Raw genomic sequence first — 14,377 nt, 5'->3', positions numbered from 1 at the left:
GAGCCTGGCCCGACGTCGCGGATTCAGTGAAAGTCCCTGCTGCCGCCGAGCACCGGCGCCAGCCGCCCCAGGAGTGCCGTGCAGTCCCGAAAGCGCTGCGCCACCAGGTGGCACACGGCCGTGGCTGCGTCCGGCGCGTCCTGGCGCTGCCAGCGGCCCTCCACGGCCAGCAGGCGAGCGCGCAGCACGGGCTCGCGCCAGCGCTCGAGTACGGCAGGCCAGACGATGACGTTGACCGTGCCGGTTTCGTCCTCCAGGGTGACGAACATCGTGCCGCCGGCCGAACCGGGCCGCTGGCGCACGGTGACGATGCCGCAGGCGCGCACGTGCCGCCCGTGCGCAGCGTCGCGCAGCTGCAACGCCGTGGCAACGCGCAGCCGCGCCAGGCGCTCGCGCAGGAGCGCCAGCGGGTGGCTGCGCAGGGTGAGGCCGGTGGCGGCGTAGTCAAACAGCACGTCCTGCCCCTGCGGCGCGGGCGGCAGCTCCAGGGTGGGCTCGTGCACCGGCGCCGTGCGCAGCAGCTCGCCGGTGGGCAGTTGCGCCGCCGCGTCCCACATCTGCTGGCGCCGGTGGCCTGACAGGGCACGCAGCGCGTCGGCGGCGGCCAGGGCCTGGACCTCGGCGCGCGCCAGCCGGGCGCGCAGCGCCAGGTCGCCGGTGCTGGCAAAGGGGCCGCCATCCTGGCGCGCCTGCACCACGCGCGCGGCCGCTGCCGGGCCCAGGCGCGCCACCAGGCGCAGGCCCAGGCGCACGGCAGGCTGGGGTGCGGGTGTGCCGGGCAGCGGCTCGGCCGGCCCCTCCAGCGTGCAGTCCACGTCGCTTGCTGCCACGTCAATGGGCAGCACACGCACGCCATGGCGGCGCGCGTCCTGCACCAGTTGCGCGGGCGGGTAGAAGCCCATGGGCTGCGAGTTGAGCAGCGCCGCCAGAAAGCACGCCGGCTCGTGCCGCTTGAACCAGCCGCTGGCGTAGGCCAGCAGCGCGAAGCTGCAGGCGTGGCTTTCGGGAAAGCCGTACTCGCCAAAGCCCAGGATCTGGCGGAACAGACGGTCGGCGAACTCCTCGGTGTAGCCGCGCTCGCGCAGGCCGCGCTTGAGCGGCTTCTCGAAGCGGTGCACCCCGCCCCGCCGGCGCCAGGCGGCCATGGAGCGGCGCAGCTCGTCGGCCTGGCCCGGCGTGAAGCCGGCAGCCAGGGTGGCCAGCTTCATGACCTGCTCCTGGAAGATGGGCACGCCCAGAGTACGCCCGAGCGCCTCGGCCAGCTCCGGGTAGGGCAGCGGGTACGGCCCCGTGTGGCCCGCGCGCGCCAGCGCCCGCTGGTGAGCACGGGCCTGCAGGTAGGGATGGACCATGCCGCCCTGCACCGGCCCGGGCCGCACGATGGCCACCTGCACCACCAAGTCGTAGAAGGTGCGCGGCTGCAGGCGCGGCAGCATGCCCATCTGCGCCCGACTCTCGATCTGGAACACACCCACGGTATCGGCGGCGCAGGCCATGTCGTAGGTGGCCGCGTCCTCGGGCGGGATGTCGGCCAGCTCCCAGGGCTGGCCGCGCAGCAGGGTGCGCAGCTGCAGGCTGCGGCGCAGCACGCTGAGCATGCCCAGGGCCAGCACGTCCACCTTGAGCAGGCCCATGGCGTCCAGGTCGTCCTTGTCCCACTGGATGACGCTGCGCCCGGCCATGGCGGCGGGCTCGACGGGCACCAGCCGGGTGAGCCTGCCATCGGTCAGCACGAAACCGCCCACGTGCTGGCCCAGGTGGCGCGGCAGGCCGCGCAGGGCGCGCGCCAGCTCCAGCCACAGGGCGGCCTGGTGCGCACCCAAGGCCACGCCCAGGCGGTCGGCCAGCGCTTGCAGCTGCCCGGGCGCCAGCACGTCGTCGAACCAGTGGTGCTCCCTGGCAAAGGCGTCGATGAGCACGCCCTGCACGCCCAGGGCCTTGCCCACGTCGCGCAGGGCACTGCGTGTGCGCCAGGTGCTGACCACGGCGGCCAGGGCCGCGCGCTCGCGCCCGTAGCGGCCATAGAGGTATTGAATGACTTCCTCGCGGCGCTCGTGCTCGAAGTCCACGTCGATGTCGGGCGGCTCGCCGCGCTCCTTGCTGATGAAGCGCTCGAACAAAAGGTGCGAGCGCGCCGGGTCCACCGCCGTGATGCCCAGCACGAAGCACACGGCCGAGTTGGCGGCCGAGCCCCGACCCTGGCACAGGATGCCGCGGCTGCGCGCGTAGCGCACGATGTCGTGCACGGTCAGGAAGTACATCTCGAAGCCGCAGTCGCGGATCAGCGCCAGCTCGTGCGCGATCTGCGCGCGCACCGCCTCGGGAACGCCCTGGGGGTAGCGGCCGCGCGCGCCCTCCCAGGCCAGCCAGGCCAGGGTCTGGCCGGCGTCCATGCCCGGCAGCACGGCCTCGCGCGGGTAGCGGTAGCGGATCTCGTCGAGGCTGAAGCGGCAGCGCCGCGCCACCTCCAGCGTGGCCGCCAGCAGCGCCGGCGGATACAGACGGGCCAGATGCTCGCGCGAGCGCAGGCATTTTTGCGCGTGCGGCTGCAGCGCCCGGCCGCAGGCGGCCAGCGGCCGCCCCAGGCGGATGGCGGTCAGCACGTCCTGCAGGGGCTTGCGGCTGCGCGCATGCAGGTGCACGTCGCCCGAGGCCACCAGTGGCAGGCCCAACTGGCACCCGAGCTGCGCCAGGGTCCGCAGCCACAGGCCGTCATCGGTCGCCAGATGCAGTTCGACGGCCAGCCAGCAATTTTGCTCAAAAACGGCTTTTACCCTTGCCAGGCAACGACCTACAGCTATGGAATCGGAAGCATCGATGAAGACCTCGCGGCAAGGCACCAACAGCAGCTCGCACCCGGCCAAAAGAGTCCAGGGCGATTCCTCGTCCACCCGGTAGTCGCCCTTGCGCGCGCCGCGCCCGCGCGCCGCGCTGATGAACTCGCACAGCCCGCCCCAGCCCTGCACGTCGCGCGCCAGGGCGACGATGCGCACGCCCTGCCAGAGAAATTCGCTGCCGGCGATGAACCGCAGCGGCAGGCCGCGCGCCGCCACGTGCGCACGAACCACACCGGCGACCGAGCACTCGTCGGTCAGCGCCAGCGCGGTGTAGCCGAGCTGCTGCGCCCGCTCGACCAGCTCGTGCGGGTGCGAGGCGCCGCGCTGGAAGCTGAAGGCGCTGAGCGCGTGCAGCTCGGCGTAGGCCGGCGGCTCGGTCATGCATAGACCCCCTGCAAGTACCAGGCCCCATCGGCCTGATCGCGAAACACCCAGACCCAGCCGGCGCGGCCCCGGGCGATGAAGTAGTCGCGCCGCGCCAGGCCGCCCTGCCCGCCCTTTACGTCCTCCGCCTGCTCTTCCCACCAGCCGGTCTCGAGGCGCTCGGGCCCGGCCAGCAGGCGCAGGGGCTCGCCCTGCAGGCAGGGCTGGCCGTCCTGCAGCGCCAGGGGACGGGGCGGGCGCACCAGCCAGCCAGGCAGCAAAGCGCCCCGCCCCCCTGGCGCCGGAGCGGCTGGAGCAGCCTCGCCGGCAGGCAGCCAACGCTGCATGCGCTCGGGACGGTGGTCGTCGCAGGGCACGGGCTGGCGCAGGTTCTCGGGCCCCAGCCGCTCCGCCAGGCGCTCGAGCAACTGGTGCCAGGCCTCGCCCGGAGCCTGCTCGCCCGGACCGGGGAGCAGCAGGCTGCGGCTGGCCTGCGGCAGGGGCGCGGTCTGCAGGCTGCACAGGCCCAGACGGTCGGCTGGCGCCGCCAGGCTGTACCGGGCCAGGCGCTCGGCCAGCAGGCGCCGCAGGTGGGCCATCTCCTGCGCGGGCTCGGCCGTGCGCAGCTCCAGCCGCTGCCAGGCCGGCAGGTCCCGGCCTGCGCTGCGGCGCAGGTTGTGGTGCCAGCGCAGCTCCAGCGCCAGCACGCCCTGCTGGCGCGCCCGCAGCCAGTCCTGCAGGGCGCCGAGCAGGCGCTGCCCGGTCCACAGCAGGGCCTCGGCCGACTCGGCCGGGGCCGGCAGCTCCACCTCCAGGTCGAAGCTCTCGGGCACACGCAGCCAGCGCCAGGCCGCCTGGGCGCCCGGCTCCCAGGCCTGGTCGAGCGCGGCCAGGCTGGCGGCGCCAAAGCGCCGGGCCAGGCCGGCGCGCGGCAGACCGCGCAGCTCGCCCCAGGTGCGGCAACCCAGCTGGGCCAGGGCCTGGGCATGCGGACGCAGGGCGCTGAGCGTGTCGATGGGCAGGTCGTGCGGCAGCCGGCGCGGCACGGGGCAGCCCTCCTGTTGCAGGCGCAGGAGCGCCAGGGCCTGCCAGGCCGTGGGTGCTTCGGCCCAGCAGGACGCTTCGGGCCCGCCCACTTCAGCATGGGGCTGGGCATGGGGCGCCTGCGACTGCAGCAGCGCGCGCAGGCGCTGGCGCCCGCCCCACAGGCGCTCGGTGGCCGACACCTCCAGCACCAGGGCCTCCTCCAGCCAGGCGACGCGGGGCGTGAAGCGCAGGGCCCACCAGCCCCGGGACTGCCAGGGCTGCCCCGGGTGCGGCGCGACGCCGGGCTCAAGGGGTGGCGGCAGCCACGCCAGCCAGTGCATGCAGCACCCGCCCATCGGTACTTGCTGCCCCCGCAGGCGCAGGGCCCAACGGACGCCGCAGAGCCTGGGCCTGCAGCGTTGCACCCAGCGCAGGCGCGCAGGCAGGCAGCGCCACGGGGCGCTCCTGCGGCGGGCCACGCCGCTTGAAGACATGCGCCAGCAGCACCGTGCCCCGCGCCTGCAGCGCCAGCCGCAGCGGCGCGGGAGACGCCTCCAGCCGCATCTGCTCGGGCCGGAAGACCCAGAGCAATGGCTGCTGTTGCGCCGCCGCCAGCTGCAACCGGCGCAGCATGGCGGGCTGCGCCAGGGGCAGCCAGGCCAGCACGGCGCGCACGTCGCGGCAGCGCAGGGCCTGCTCGCAGGCCCACGCCGCCAGAGCCCCCTGCGCGCTGATGCAACACAGCTGCCGGGCCTGCACCCCGGCGGCCTGCAGGGCGGGCGTGAACGGCTCCAGGGGAGCGCCGACCAGCACGGCTCGGCCCCCTGCCCGCAGGTGCGCGGCCAAGGCCGGCAGCACCAGCGGCCATTCATGGCGCGCCCGGGGCGGCTGCAGGACCTCGCACAGCGCGCCCAGCGGCCAACCACCCCCGGGCAACTCGGCGTCGAGCGCGCCGTGGCCACTGGCCACCACCGGCGCGGCCATGCCGGCCGCCGCATCGGCGGCCCGCCAGACGCTGTCGTGCAGGCGCTCGGGAAGACAGGAGAGAGCGGGAACGGGCATGGGTTTTCAGGAGGATCGGAAAAGACCTTGAATACTGTATGAATATACAGTTAATTCAGACTCTCTCCAGCTATGCAGAAAACACCGGGCACAAAAAAACCGGGCACGGGGCCCGGCTTGATCGGTCAGCGCGAGGCGCTGCGCGCTCTCAGCGCAGCAGCGTCACGCCGGTCTTGGACTGGATCTCGTCGAACTCCACGCCCGGGGCCAGCTCCACCAGCTTCAGCCCCTCGGGCGTCACGTCCATGACGCCCAGGTCGGTGATGATGCGGTCCACCACGCCCACGCCCGTGAGCGGCAGCGTGCATTCGGGCAGGATTTTCAGGTCGGTGGTGCCGTCCTTCTTGCGGGCCACGTGCTCCATCAGCACGATCACGCGCGGCACGCCGGCCACCAAGTCCATGGCGCCGCCCATGCCCTTGACCATCTTGCCGGGGATCATCCAGTTGGCCAGGTCGCCCTTTTGGCTGACCTGCATGGCGCCCAGGATGGACAGGTTGATCTTGCCGCCGCGGATCATGGCGAACGACTGGTCGGAGCCGAAGATGGCCGAGCCGGCAATCGTCGTCACGGTCTGCTTGCCGGCATTGATCAGGTCGGCGTCCACTTCTTCCTCGGTCGGGAAGGGGCCGATGCCCAGCATGCCGTTCTCCGACTGCAGCCACACCTCCTTGTCGCCCGTGTGGTTGGCCACCAGCGTCGGGATGCCGATGCCGAGGTTCACGTAGAAGCCGTCTTCCAGCTCCTGCGCCGCGCGCGCGGCCATCTGGTCTTGGGTCCAGGCCATTGCAGTCTCCTTATTTCTTCTCGGTGAGGGTGCGCTTCTCGATGCGCTTTTCGGGATTCGGGTTGTGCACGATGCGATGCACGTAAATGCCGGGCAGGTGCACGTCGTCCGGGGCGATCTGACCGGTCTCGACGATTTCTTCCACCTCGACGATGCAGACCTTGCCGGCGGTGGCCGCGGCCGGGTTGAAGTTGCGCGCCGTCAGGCGGAACTGCAAGTTGCCGCTCTTGTCGGCGCGGTGCGCCTTGATGAGCGACACGTCGGGCACCAGCGAGCGCTCCATGACATAGGTCTGGCCGTCGAACTCGCGCGTCTCCTTGCCCTCGGCGACCATGGTGCCGACACCGGTCTTGGTGAAGAAGGCCGGGATGCCGGCGCCGCCGGCGCGCAGCTTTTCGGCCAGCGTGCCCTGCGGCGTGAACTCCAGCTCCAGCTCGCCGGCCAGGAACTGGCGCTCGAACTCCTTGTTCTCGCCGACATAGGAGCTGATCATCTTCTTGATCTGGCGTGTCTCCAACAGCTTGCCCAGGCCGAAGCCGTCCACGCCGGCGTTGTTGGACACCACCGTGAGGTTCTTCACCCCGCTGTCCTTGAGCGCCTCGATCAGCGCCTCGGGGATGCCGCACAGGCCAAAGCCGCCGACGGCCAGCATCTGGCCATCGTGCACCACGCCGGCCAGCGCCTCGGCCGCGGAAGGATAGAGTTTGTTCACTGCGTCTGTCTCCTCAGGAATGGATGGGTTAGGCTACGATACTACGTATATTTCTACGTAGTTTTCCTTAAAAGCATACCCTCTCATGGACGTCGCCGACTACCGCCTCGCCTTCGAACTCGCACCCGTGGGCCTGGTGATTTCCCGAAACCGCACCATGGTGGACTGCAACCGCCATGTGTGCGAGATGTTCGGCGCCTCGCGCGAGCTGCTGATCGGCCAGTCGTTTCGCATCCTCTACCCCTCGGCCGACGAGTACGAGCGCCTGGGCCGGCGCATGGAGCCCATCCTGAACGCGCGCGGCCACTACGCCGACAACCGCCTGATGAAGCGCGCCAGCGGCGAGATCTTCTGGTGCCACGTCTCGGGCCGCGCGCTCAACCGCGAGGAGCCGCACGCCTCGGGCATCTGGGCCTTCGAGGACCTGAGCGCCGAGCGGCCCGTGCGCGCCGAACTCACCGCACGCGAGCGCGAGGTGGCCGCGCGGCTCTTGGACGGCATGACCAGCAAGGAGATCGGCCGGGCGCTCGATATCAGCCACCGCACGGTGGAGATCTACCGCGCGCGCCTGATGCGCAAGTACGGCGCCTCCACGGCGGCCGACCTGGTGCAAAAGCTCCTGGCGGTCTGAGCGCGCAAGGGTGCTGGTCTATCCTTGCCGGCCTGCCCTGCAACAAAGACCACCGGAGACCCCATGGCCGAGCGCTACCCCCTTCCCGACCTGAACACCCTGCCCGAGGACATCCGCGACCGCATCCTGCAGGTACAGGAAAAGGCCGGCTTCATCCCCAACGTGTTCCTGGCCTTTGCCCGTCGTCCGGCCGAGTGGCGCGCCTTCTTTGCCTACCACGACGCTCTGATGGAGCCCGAGGGCGCGGGCCGCTCGAGCAACCTGACCAAGGGCGATCGCGAGATGATCGTCACCGCCACCAGCAGCGCCAACCACTGCCTGTACTGCGTGGTGGCGCACGGGGCCCTCCTGCGCATCTACGAGAAAAAGCCCCTGGTGGCCGACCAGGTGGCGGTGAACTGGCGCAAGGCCGACATCAGCGCGCGCCAGCACGCCATGCTGGAGTTTGCGATGAAGGTCTGCCTGGCCGCCCACGAGATCGGCGAGGCTGACTTCGAAGCGCTGCACGCGCACGGCCTCGACGACGAGGACATCTGGGACATCGCCGCCATCACCGCCTTCTTCGGCCTGTCCAACCGCATGGCCAATTTCACTGGCATGCTGCCCAACCCCGAGTTCTACCTGCTGGGCCGCACGCCGCGCGAGAAGAAGCCCGCCGGCTGACGGGCTCAGCCGCTCCCTGACGCGCCGGCCCGGCAGCCGGCAAAGGCGTCCAGCCCCTGCCGGTAGCTGGGCGAGCGCACGTCCAGCACCCCCAGCATGGTGTGGTAGAGGTGGTCGTGCGTCAGCGGCGCCTCCAGCCCTGCGCGCAGGCAGGCGGCGTCCAGGCTGCGGCGCGCCAGCAGGGCCGGCTCCAGCCAGGCGACCATGGGCACGTGCTTTTGCGCATCCGGCGCCACGCTGTAGGGCAGGCCGTGCAGGAACAGGCCGTATTCGCCCAGCGACTCGCCGTGGTCGCTCAGGTAGAGCAGGCCGGTATCGTAGCGTCCGGCGCGCGCCTTCAACCAGTCGATGGTCTGGCCAAGGAACAGGTCGGTGGCGACGATGGAGTTGTCGTAGGCGTTGACCAGCTCCTGCTGCGCGCAGTTGGCCAGCACCTCGGTGCGGCACTCGGGCAGAAAGCGCTTGACCTCGGGCGCCGAGCGCTTGTAGTAGGCAGGGCCGTGGCTGCCCATCTGGTGCAGCACCAGCAGCGTGCCGCGCTGGCGCCGGTCGGCGGCAAGCGCTGCCAGGCGCTCGTCCAGGTCGGCCAGCATGGCGGTGTCGCGGCATTCGCCGCTGCCTTCGCACAGCCTTGCGCGCTGCGCCGGCGCCAGCGAATCGGCGGTGCTGGCGGTGGGCACGCGCTCGCACACGCCTTTGCAGCCCGACTGGTTGTCGAGCCACAGCACGGCCAGGCCCGCTGCCTGCGCCACGTCCAGCAGGTTCTCGTACTCGCTCTTGCGCGACTCGAACGCCTGCTTGCCCAGCGGCGAGAACATGCACGGCAGGGAGGCGAAGGTGCTGGTGCCGCAGGAATACACGCTCTTCCAGGACAGCACCTCGCGCCGGGCCAGCTCGGGCGTGGTGTCGCGCGCGTAGCCGTTGAGGCCGAAGTGGTCGGCCCGCGCCGTCTCTCCCACCACCAGGATGAACAACAGCGGCTTCGCCCCCGGGGCGGCGTGGCTTGCGCCCAGGGCGGCGCCTTCGGTCATGGGGACCAGCTCGCTGCTGCGCATGAGGTGGGGCTCGAGCACGGCAAAGGCGGTCGAATACAGGCTGGCCAGCGGGTTCATCAGGTAGCGCAGCTGCGTGTGGTTGCGCATCAGGGGCGCCAGCTCGCGCGAGGACACCACGATGGTCGCCGCGGCGACCGCCAGCGCCAGTGCCAGCAGCGCCAGGTTGCGCCCCACCTGCGCCAACGGCCGCATGGGCGGGATGCGCACGCGCAGCAGCCACCAGGTGGGCAGCGCCAGCACCGCCAGCACCAGCGCCAGCATGCGCGGGCCCAGCAGGTCGGCCACCTCGCGCACGTCGGTCTGCAGCACGTTGGCCGCCATGCCCGGGTCCATGACCACGCTGTAGACCAGCATGTAGTACTGCGCCAGCGCGGCAACCAGCACCACCAGCCACCACACCAGGCGCATGCCGCGCGTCCAGGCCGTGAACGCCAGGATGGCCACCATGCCGCAGACCAGCAGCACCGCCAGCGCCAGCGCCGAGCGCAGGTACAGGCCCGGCGAGGCGCCCGTGCGCGCCAGCTGCAGCCACAGGGGCGCATTGGCGAACAGCATCAGATACAACGACAGCCGCAGGACGATCTGCTGCGCGGTCAGCGGCCGGGCCAGCCACGCGTCGAAGCGGCGCAGCCATCCGCCGGGCTCCGCAAGAAGGAGAGCCATGGTGCGCTCAGCCCACCAGCTCGCGCACCCGCTGGGGCAGTTCGGTGGCCTTTTGCCTTGGGAAGTCCACCCAGATGACCGTGGCGCCGCCCGCGGCGGCGATCTCGCCGGGCCGGTCCAGGCGCTCGATGGTGGTCCAGGTCTCGAAGGTGGTGCGCGCCGGCTCGCTCACGTACATCCGGAGCATCAGGCGCGCCGGGTATTCCAGCTGCCGATAGAAGTTGCAGAAGGCATTGGCGATGACCGGGCCCTGGCCCGAAGGGTCGGGTGTGGCGCCGATGACGCCGAACCAGTCCACGCGCAGCGTCTCCATGTAGCGGAAGTACACCGCGTTGTTGACGTGGCCCATGGCGTCCATGTCGCCCCAGCGCACGTCCAGCTCCATCTGGTGCACCAGCTTCTTGTCTTCGGGAATGGCAATTTTCATGAAGTCCTCTCGGGCGCCCTCCCGGGCGCGGCCTGTCTCCTGGCAGGCACAAAAATGAACGGTCGTGCGTTTTTATCACGCCAGCGTGCATACAATCATCCGCGATTGCAGGCCGCCGCGCGCCGCCTTTCCCCTCCCCCGCCATCCCTCAAAAGACCGAGACATCCATGACGAACGAAGAGATCCTGCAGCAATACGGCCCGCGCGAGGCGATGGAATACGACGTGGTGATCGTCGGCGGCGGCCCGGGCGGCCTGGCCACGGCCATCCGCCTCAAGCAGATGGCCGAAACCAACGGCAAGGACATCTCGGTCGTGGTCCTGGAAAAGGGCTCGGAGCCTGGCGCGCACATCCTGTCGGGCGCCATCGTGGACCCCAGGGCACTGACCGAGCTGATCCCCGACTGGAAGGCCAAGGGCGCGCCCCTGAACCAGCCCGTCACCGACGATGCCATGGTCTTCCTGGGTGAAAAGTCGTCCTTTCGCACACCCAACTTCCTGCTGCCCGAGTGCTTCCAGAACCACGGCAACTATGTGGTGAGCCTGGGCAACGTGGTGCGCTGGATGGCCGAGCAGGCCGAGGCGCTCGGGGTCGAGATCTTCCCCGGCTTCGCCGCCGCCGAAGTGCTCTACAACGACGACGGCTCGGTCAAGGGCATCGCCACGGGCAATATGGGGCTGAGCAAGGAAGGCGAGCCCACGGGCGAATTCCAGCTGGGCATGGAGCTGCACGGCAAGTACACCATCTTCGCCGAGGGCTCGCGCGGCCACCTGGGCAAGCAGCTGATCGCGCGCTACAAGCTCGACGATGGCCGCGACCCGCAGGCCTACGGCATCGGCGTCAAGGAGCTGTGGGAGATCGACCCCCAGCGCCACCAGCCCGGCTTCGTGCTGCACACCGCCGGCTGGCCCCTGGCCAGCGACACCTACGGCGGCGGCTTCCTCTACCACCTGGAGGACAACAAGGTCACGCTGGGCTTCATCACCGGGCTGGACTACGCCAACCCGTACTTGAGCCCCTTCGAGGAAATGCAGCGCTGGAAGCTGCACCCCAACGTGCGCTGGTACCTGGAGGGCGACGAGGCCCGTGGCATCAAGCCGGCCAAGCGCCTGGGCTACGGCGCGCGGGCGATTACCGCCGGCGGACTGATGAGCCTGCCCAAGTTCGTCTTCCCCGGCGGCGCACTGGTGGGCTGCGACGCGGGCTTCCTGAACGCCAGCCGCATCAAGGGCAGCCACGCCGCCATCAAGACCGGCATGCTGGCGGCCGAGGCCGCCTATGACGCGGTGGTGGCCGGCCGCCAGGGCGACGAGCTGACGGCCTATCCCAGAGCCTTCGAGGCCAGCTGGTTGTACGAGGAGCTGAACAAGGCGCGCAACTTCAAGGCCTGGTTCAAGAAGGGCCTGACCACGGCCACGCTGATGAACGGCATCGAGCAGTTCGTGCTCAAGGGCCACATCCCCTGGACGCTGCACCGCGAAACACCCGACCACGCGTCGCTCAAACCCGCGGCCGAGTGCAAGCCCATCGTCTACCCCAAGCCGGACGGCAAGCTGACCTTCGACCGCCTGTCCAGCGTGTTCGTGAGCAACACCAACCACGCCGAGAACCAGCCCGCGCACCTGAAGCTGAAAGACCCGAAGGTCCCCACCGAGATCAACCTGCCCATCTATGCCGGGCCCGAGAGCCGCTACTGCCCGGCCGGTGTCTATGAGTTCGTGCCCGACGAAGCCCGTGGCGGCAACGCCCAGCGGCTGCAGATCAACGCGCAGAACTGCGTGCACTGCAAGACCTGCGACATTAAGGATCCGACGCAGAACATCGTCTGGGTCACGCCCGAGGGCGGCGGCGGCCCGAACTACACCGGCATGTGAAAACCATAGCTGCAAGTCCTTTCCCAGCAAGGGCTTGAGCCGTTTTTGATTCGGAATTTTTTTCGGGCCAACGCGCAACGTACACTCCGGAGCCGGCACCGCCCGGCCTGCCCCCGGGGCCGCAGCTTTCTGAACCCTGTCCGCACACCCATACCTACACAAGGAGATACGCATGAAAAAGTTGCCCTGGATGAGCTTGGGCGCCCTGGCGCTGGCCGTGGCCGCCGTGGCGCCTGCCGCAGCGCAGGACAAGTCCGTGGCCGTGACGGCCATCGTCGAGCACCCGGCGCTGGACGCCGTGCGCGATGGCGTGCAGGCAGCCCTGAAAGCCGAAGGCTTCGAGTCCGGCAAGAACCTCAAGTGGCAGTACCAGAGCGCCCAGGGCAACACCGGCACGGCCGCGCAGATCGCGCGCAAGTTCGTGGGCGACAAGCCCGACGCCATCGTCGCCATCGCCACCCCCTCGGCCCAGGCCGTGGTGGCCTCGACCAAGACCGTGCCCGTGGTGTTCTCCGCCGTGACCGACCCGGTTGCCGCCAAGCTCGTGCCCAGCTGGGAGCCGTCCGGGAACAACGTCACCGGCGTGTCCGACCTGCTGGCGCTGGACAAGCAGATCGAGCTGATCAAGCAGGTCGTGCCCAATGCCAAGCGCGTGGGCATGGTCTACAACCCCGGCGAAGCCAACTCGGTGGTGGTGGTCAAGGAACTCAAGGCGCTGCTGCCCAAGCACGGCATGACGCTGGTCGAGGCCTCGGCCCCGCGCTCGGTGGACGTGAGCAGCGCCGCGCGCTCGCTCGTGGGCAAGGCCGACGTGATCTACACCAACACCGACAACAACGTGGTCTCGGCCTATGAGGCGCTGGTGAAAGTGGGCCAGGACGCCAAGCTGCCGCTCGTCGCCTCCGACACCGACAGCGTCAAGCGCGGCGCCATCGCCGCCCTGGGCATCAACTACCGCGACCTGGGCGAGCAGACCGGCCGCATGGTGGCGCGCATCCTGAAGGGCGAGAAGCCCGGCGACATCAAGCCCGAGGTCAGCACCAAGATGGAGCTGTTCGTGAACCCCGGCGCCGCCGAGAAGCAGGGCGTGAAGCTGTCCGACGCGCTGGTCAAGTCGGCCGCGCAAGTGGTGCAGTAAGCATTCCCTGACGGGCCCGGAGGCGCCACGCCGCCGCGACCAATGCAGGAGCCGCATCGCAGTGGCTCCTGCTTTTTTGTTTTCTCCATCCCCGGCTGTCCATGTCCCTGTTTTCCCTGCTCGGCGCGGTCGAGATCGGGCTGATCTTCAGCCTGGTCGCGCTCGGCGTCTTCATCTCCTTTCGCCTGCTGCGCTTTCCCGACCTGACGGTGGACGGCAGCTTCCCGCTGGGCGGCGCGGTCTGCGCCATCCTGATCTCCACCGGCACCAACCCCTATCTCGCCACGCTGGCCGCCACGGCCGCCGGCGCGGTCGCGGGCCTCGTCACGGGCTGGCTGAACGTGCGCCTGAAGATCATGGACCTGCTGGCCTCCATCCTGATGATGATCGCGCTGTACTCGGTCAACCTGCGCATCATGGGTGGGCCCAACGTGCCGCTCATCAACGACCCCACGGTCTTCACCCTGCTGCAGCCCGAGGGCCTGGAGGACTACTGGTGGCGCCCCCTGCTGCTGGTGGTGATCGTGCTGGCCGCCAAGCTGGCCATGGACTGGTTCTTTGCCACCGAACGCGGCCTGGCCATCCGTGCCACCGGCTCCAACGCCCGCATGGCGCGCGCCCAAGGCATCAACACCGGCGCCATGGTGCTGCTGGGCATGGCCGTGTCCAACGCCCTGGTGGGCATCGCCGGCGCGCTGTTTGCCCAGACCCAGGGCGGCTCGGACATCTCCATGGGCATCGGCACCATCGTCATCGGCCTGGCCGCGGTGATCGTGGGCGAATCCATCCTGCCCTCGCGGCGCATCGTCTACGCCACGCTGGCCGTCATCATCGGCGCCATCGTCTACCGCTTCTTCATCGCCGCCGCGCTCAACAGCGACTTCATCGGCCTGAAGGCCCAGGACCTGAACCTGGTCACGGCCGTGCTGGTCACCGTCGCGCTGGTCATCCCGCAGATCAAGCGGCGCCTGCGCAGCAAGCGCGTGCCCGACGCGCCCAAGAGCCTGTGAACGCCCGGAGAACGACCATGCTGAGCGCACAAGAACTCTTCATCACCTTCAACCCCGGCACGCCGATCGAAACCCGCGCGCTGCGCGGCATGTCGCTGGACATCCCGGCCGGGCAGTTCGTCACCGTCA

Annotated in this window: 12 protein-coding genes and 1 pseudogene; 6 read left to right on the top strand and 7 right to left on the bottom strand. The window is 70.0% G+C overall.

Translation table 11 applies throughout. The features are described from left to right. Window positions 1-23: 23 nt before the first annotated feature. The 5 genes from RT051_RS08580 to RT051_RS08560 all read right to left on the bottom strand — a co-directional run bounded on the left by RT051_RS08580 (window position 24) and on the right by RT051_RS08560 (window position 6,787). The gene (locus tag RT051_RS08580) at window positions 24-3,218 is read right to left on the bottom strand and encodes an error-prone DNA polymerase (RefSeq protein WP_313075056.1); all 3,195 of its coding nucleotides are present in this window, start codon (window positions 3,216-3,218) and stop codon (window positions 24-26) included. Continuing rightward, on the bottom strand, window positions 3,215-4,567 hold the full coding sequence (locus RT051_RS08575; RefSeq protein WP_313075053.1) for a DNA polymerase Y family protein: 1,353 nt from the start codon (window positions 4,565-4,567) through the stop codon (window positions 3,215-3,217). Before RT051_RS08575 ends, RT051_RS08580 begins: the two co-directional genes overlap by 4 nt. Further along, complete coding sequence (gene imuA / locus RT051_RS08570; RefSeq protein WP_313075051.1) at window positions 4,533-5,288, bottom strand: translesion DNA synthesis-associated protein ImuA; 756 nt, start codon at window positions 5,286-5,288, stop codon at window positions 4,533-4,535. The genes RT051_RS08575 and imuA overlap by 35 nt, the downstream gene beginning before the upstream one ends. A 148-nt stretch (window positions 5,289-5,436) precedes the next feature. After that, window positions 5,437-6,075, bottom strand: coding sequence for a 3-oxoacid CoA-transferase subunit B (locus RT051_RS08565; RefSeq protein ID WP_313075048.1), 639 nt, complete (start codon window positions 6,073-6,075; stop codon window positions 5,437-5,439). A 10-nt stretch (window positions 6,076-6,085) separates the two neighbouring features. After that, on the bottom strand, window positions 6,086-6,787 hold the full coding sequence (locus RT051_RS08560; RefSeq protein WP_313075045.1) for a CoA transferase subunit A: 702 nt from the start codon (window positions 6,785-6,787) through the stop codon (window positions 6,086-6,088). Window positions 6,788-6,872: 85 nt separating this feature from the next. Here RT051_RS08560 and RT051_RS08555 point away from each other — a divergent pair, with 85 nt between their 5' ends. Beyond that, window positions 6,873-7,418, top strand: a complete 546-nt coding sequence (locus RT051_RS08555) for a PAS and helix-turn-helix domain-containing protein (RefSeq protein WP_313075042.1) — start codon at window positions 6,873-6,875, stop codon at window positions 7,416-7,418. A 63-nt stretch (window positions 7,419-7,481) separates the two neighbouring features. Continuing rightward, entirely contained in the window at window positions 7,482-8,081 is a 600-nt protein-coding gene (locus tag RT051_RS08550; RefSeq protein WP_313075039.1) for a peroxidase-related enzyme, read from the top strand. A gap of 5 nt (window positions 8,082-8,086) precedes the next feature. Here the strand turns inward: RT051_RS08550 and RT051_RS08545 are convergent, their stop codons facing one another. Together RT051_RS08545 and RT051_RS08540 are read right to left on the bottom strand one after the other, a co-directional pair. Continuing rightward, window positions 8,087-9,799: a phosphoethanolamine--lipid A transferase gene (locus tag RT051_RS08545; RefSeq protein WP_313075036.1), complete on the bottom strand. Its 1,713-nt coding sequence runs from the start codon at window positions 9,797-9,799 to the stop codon at window positions 8,087-8,089. A gap of 7 nt (window positions 9,800-9,806) precedes the next feature. Next, entirely contained in the window at window positions 9,807-10,226 is a 420-nt protein-coding gene (locus RT051_RS08540) for a thioesterase family protein (protein WP_313075034.1), read from the bottom strand. A 167-nt stretch (window positions 10,227-10,393) separates the two neighbouring features. Here RT051_RS08540 and RT051_RS08535 point away from each other — a divergent pair, with 167 nt between their 5' ends. From RT051_RS08535 to RT051_RS08520, 4 genes and pseudogenes are all read left to right on the top strand, one after another. Further along, complete coding sequence (locus tag RT051_RS08535) at window positions 10,394-12,100, top strand: electron transfer flavoprotein-ubiquinone oxidoreductase (protein WP_313075032.1); 1,707 nt, start codon at window positions 10,394-10,396, stop codon at window positions 12,098-12,100. Window positions 12,101-12,272: 172 nt separating this feature from the next. Continuing rightward, window positions 12,273-13,238 carry an ABC transporter substrate-binding protein gene (locus tag RT051_RS08530; RefSeq protein ID WP_313075028.1) on the top strand — a complete coding sequence of 322 codons (966 nt, stop codon included), beginning with the start codon at window positions 12,273-12,275 and terminating at the stop codon, window positions 13,236-13,238. A gap of 101 nt (window positions 13,239-13,339) precedes the next feature. Continuing rightward, window positions 13,340-14,248, top strand: coding sequence for an ABC transporter permease (locus tag RT051_RS08525; protein WP_313075025.1), 909 nt, complete (start codon window positions 13,340-13,342; stop codon window positions 14,246-14,248). Window positions 14,249-14,265: 17 nt separating this feature from the next. Continuing rightward, window positions 14,266-14,377 (top strand): annotated as a pseudogene (locus RT051_RS08520) (ABC transporter ATP-binding protein); the annotation flags it as partial.

The organism is Melaminivora sp. (assembly GCF_032059615.1).
Classification (GTDB): Bacteria; Pseudomonadota; Gammaproteobacteria; order Burkholderiales; family Burkholderiaceae_C; genus Melaminivora.
Note: the sequence above shows the minus strand (reverse complement) of the source record. Positions and strands in the feature narration are given on the sequence as shown.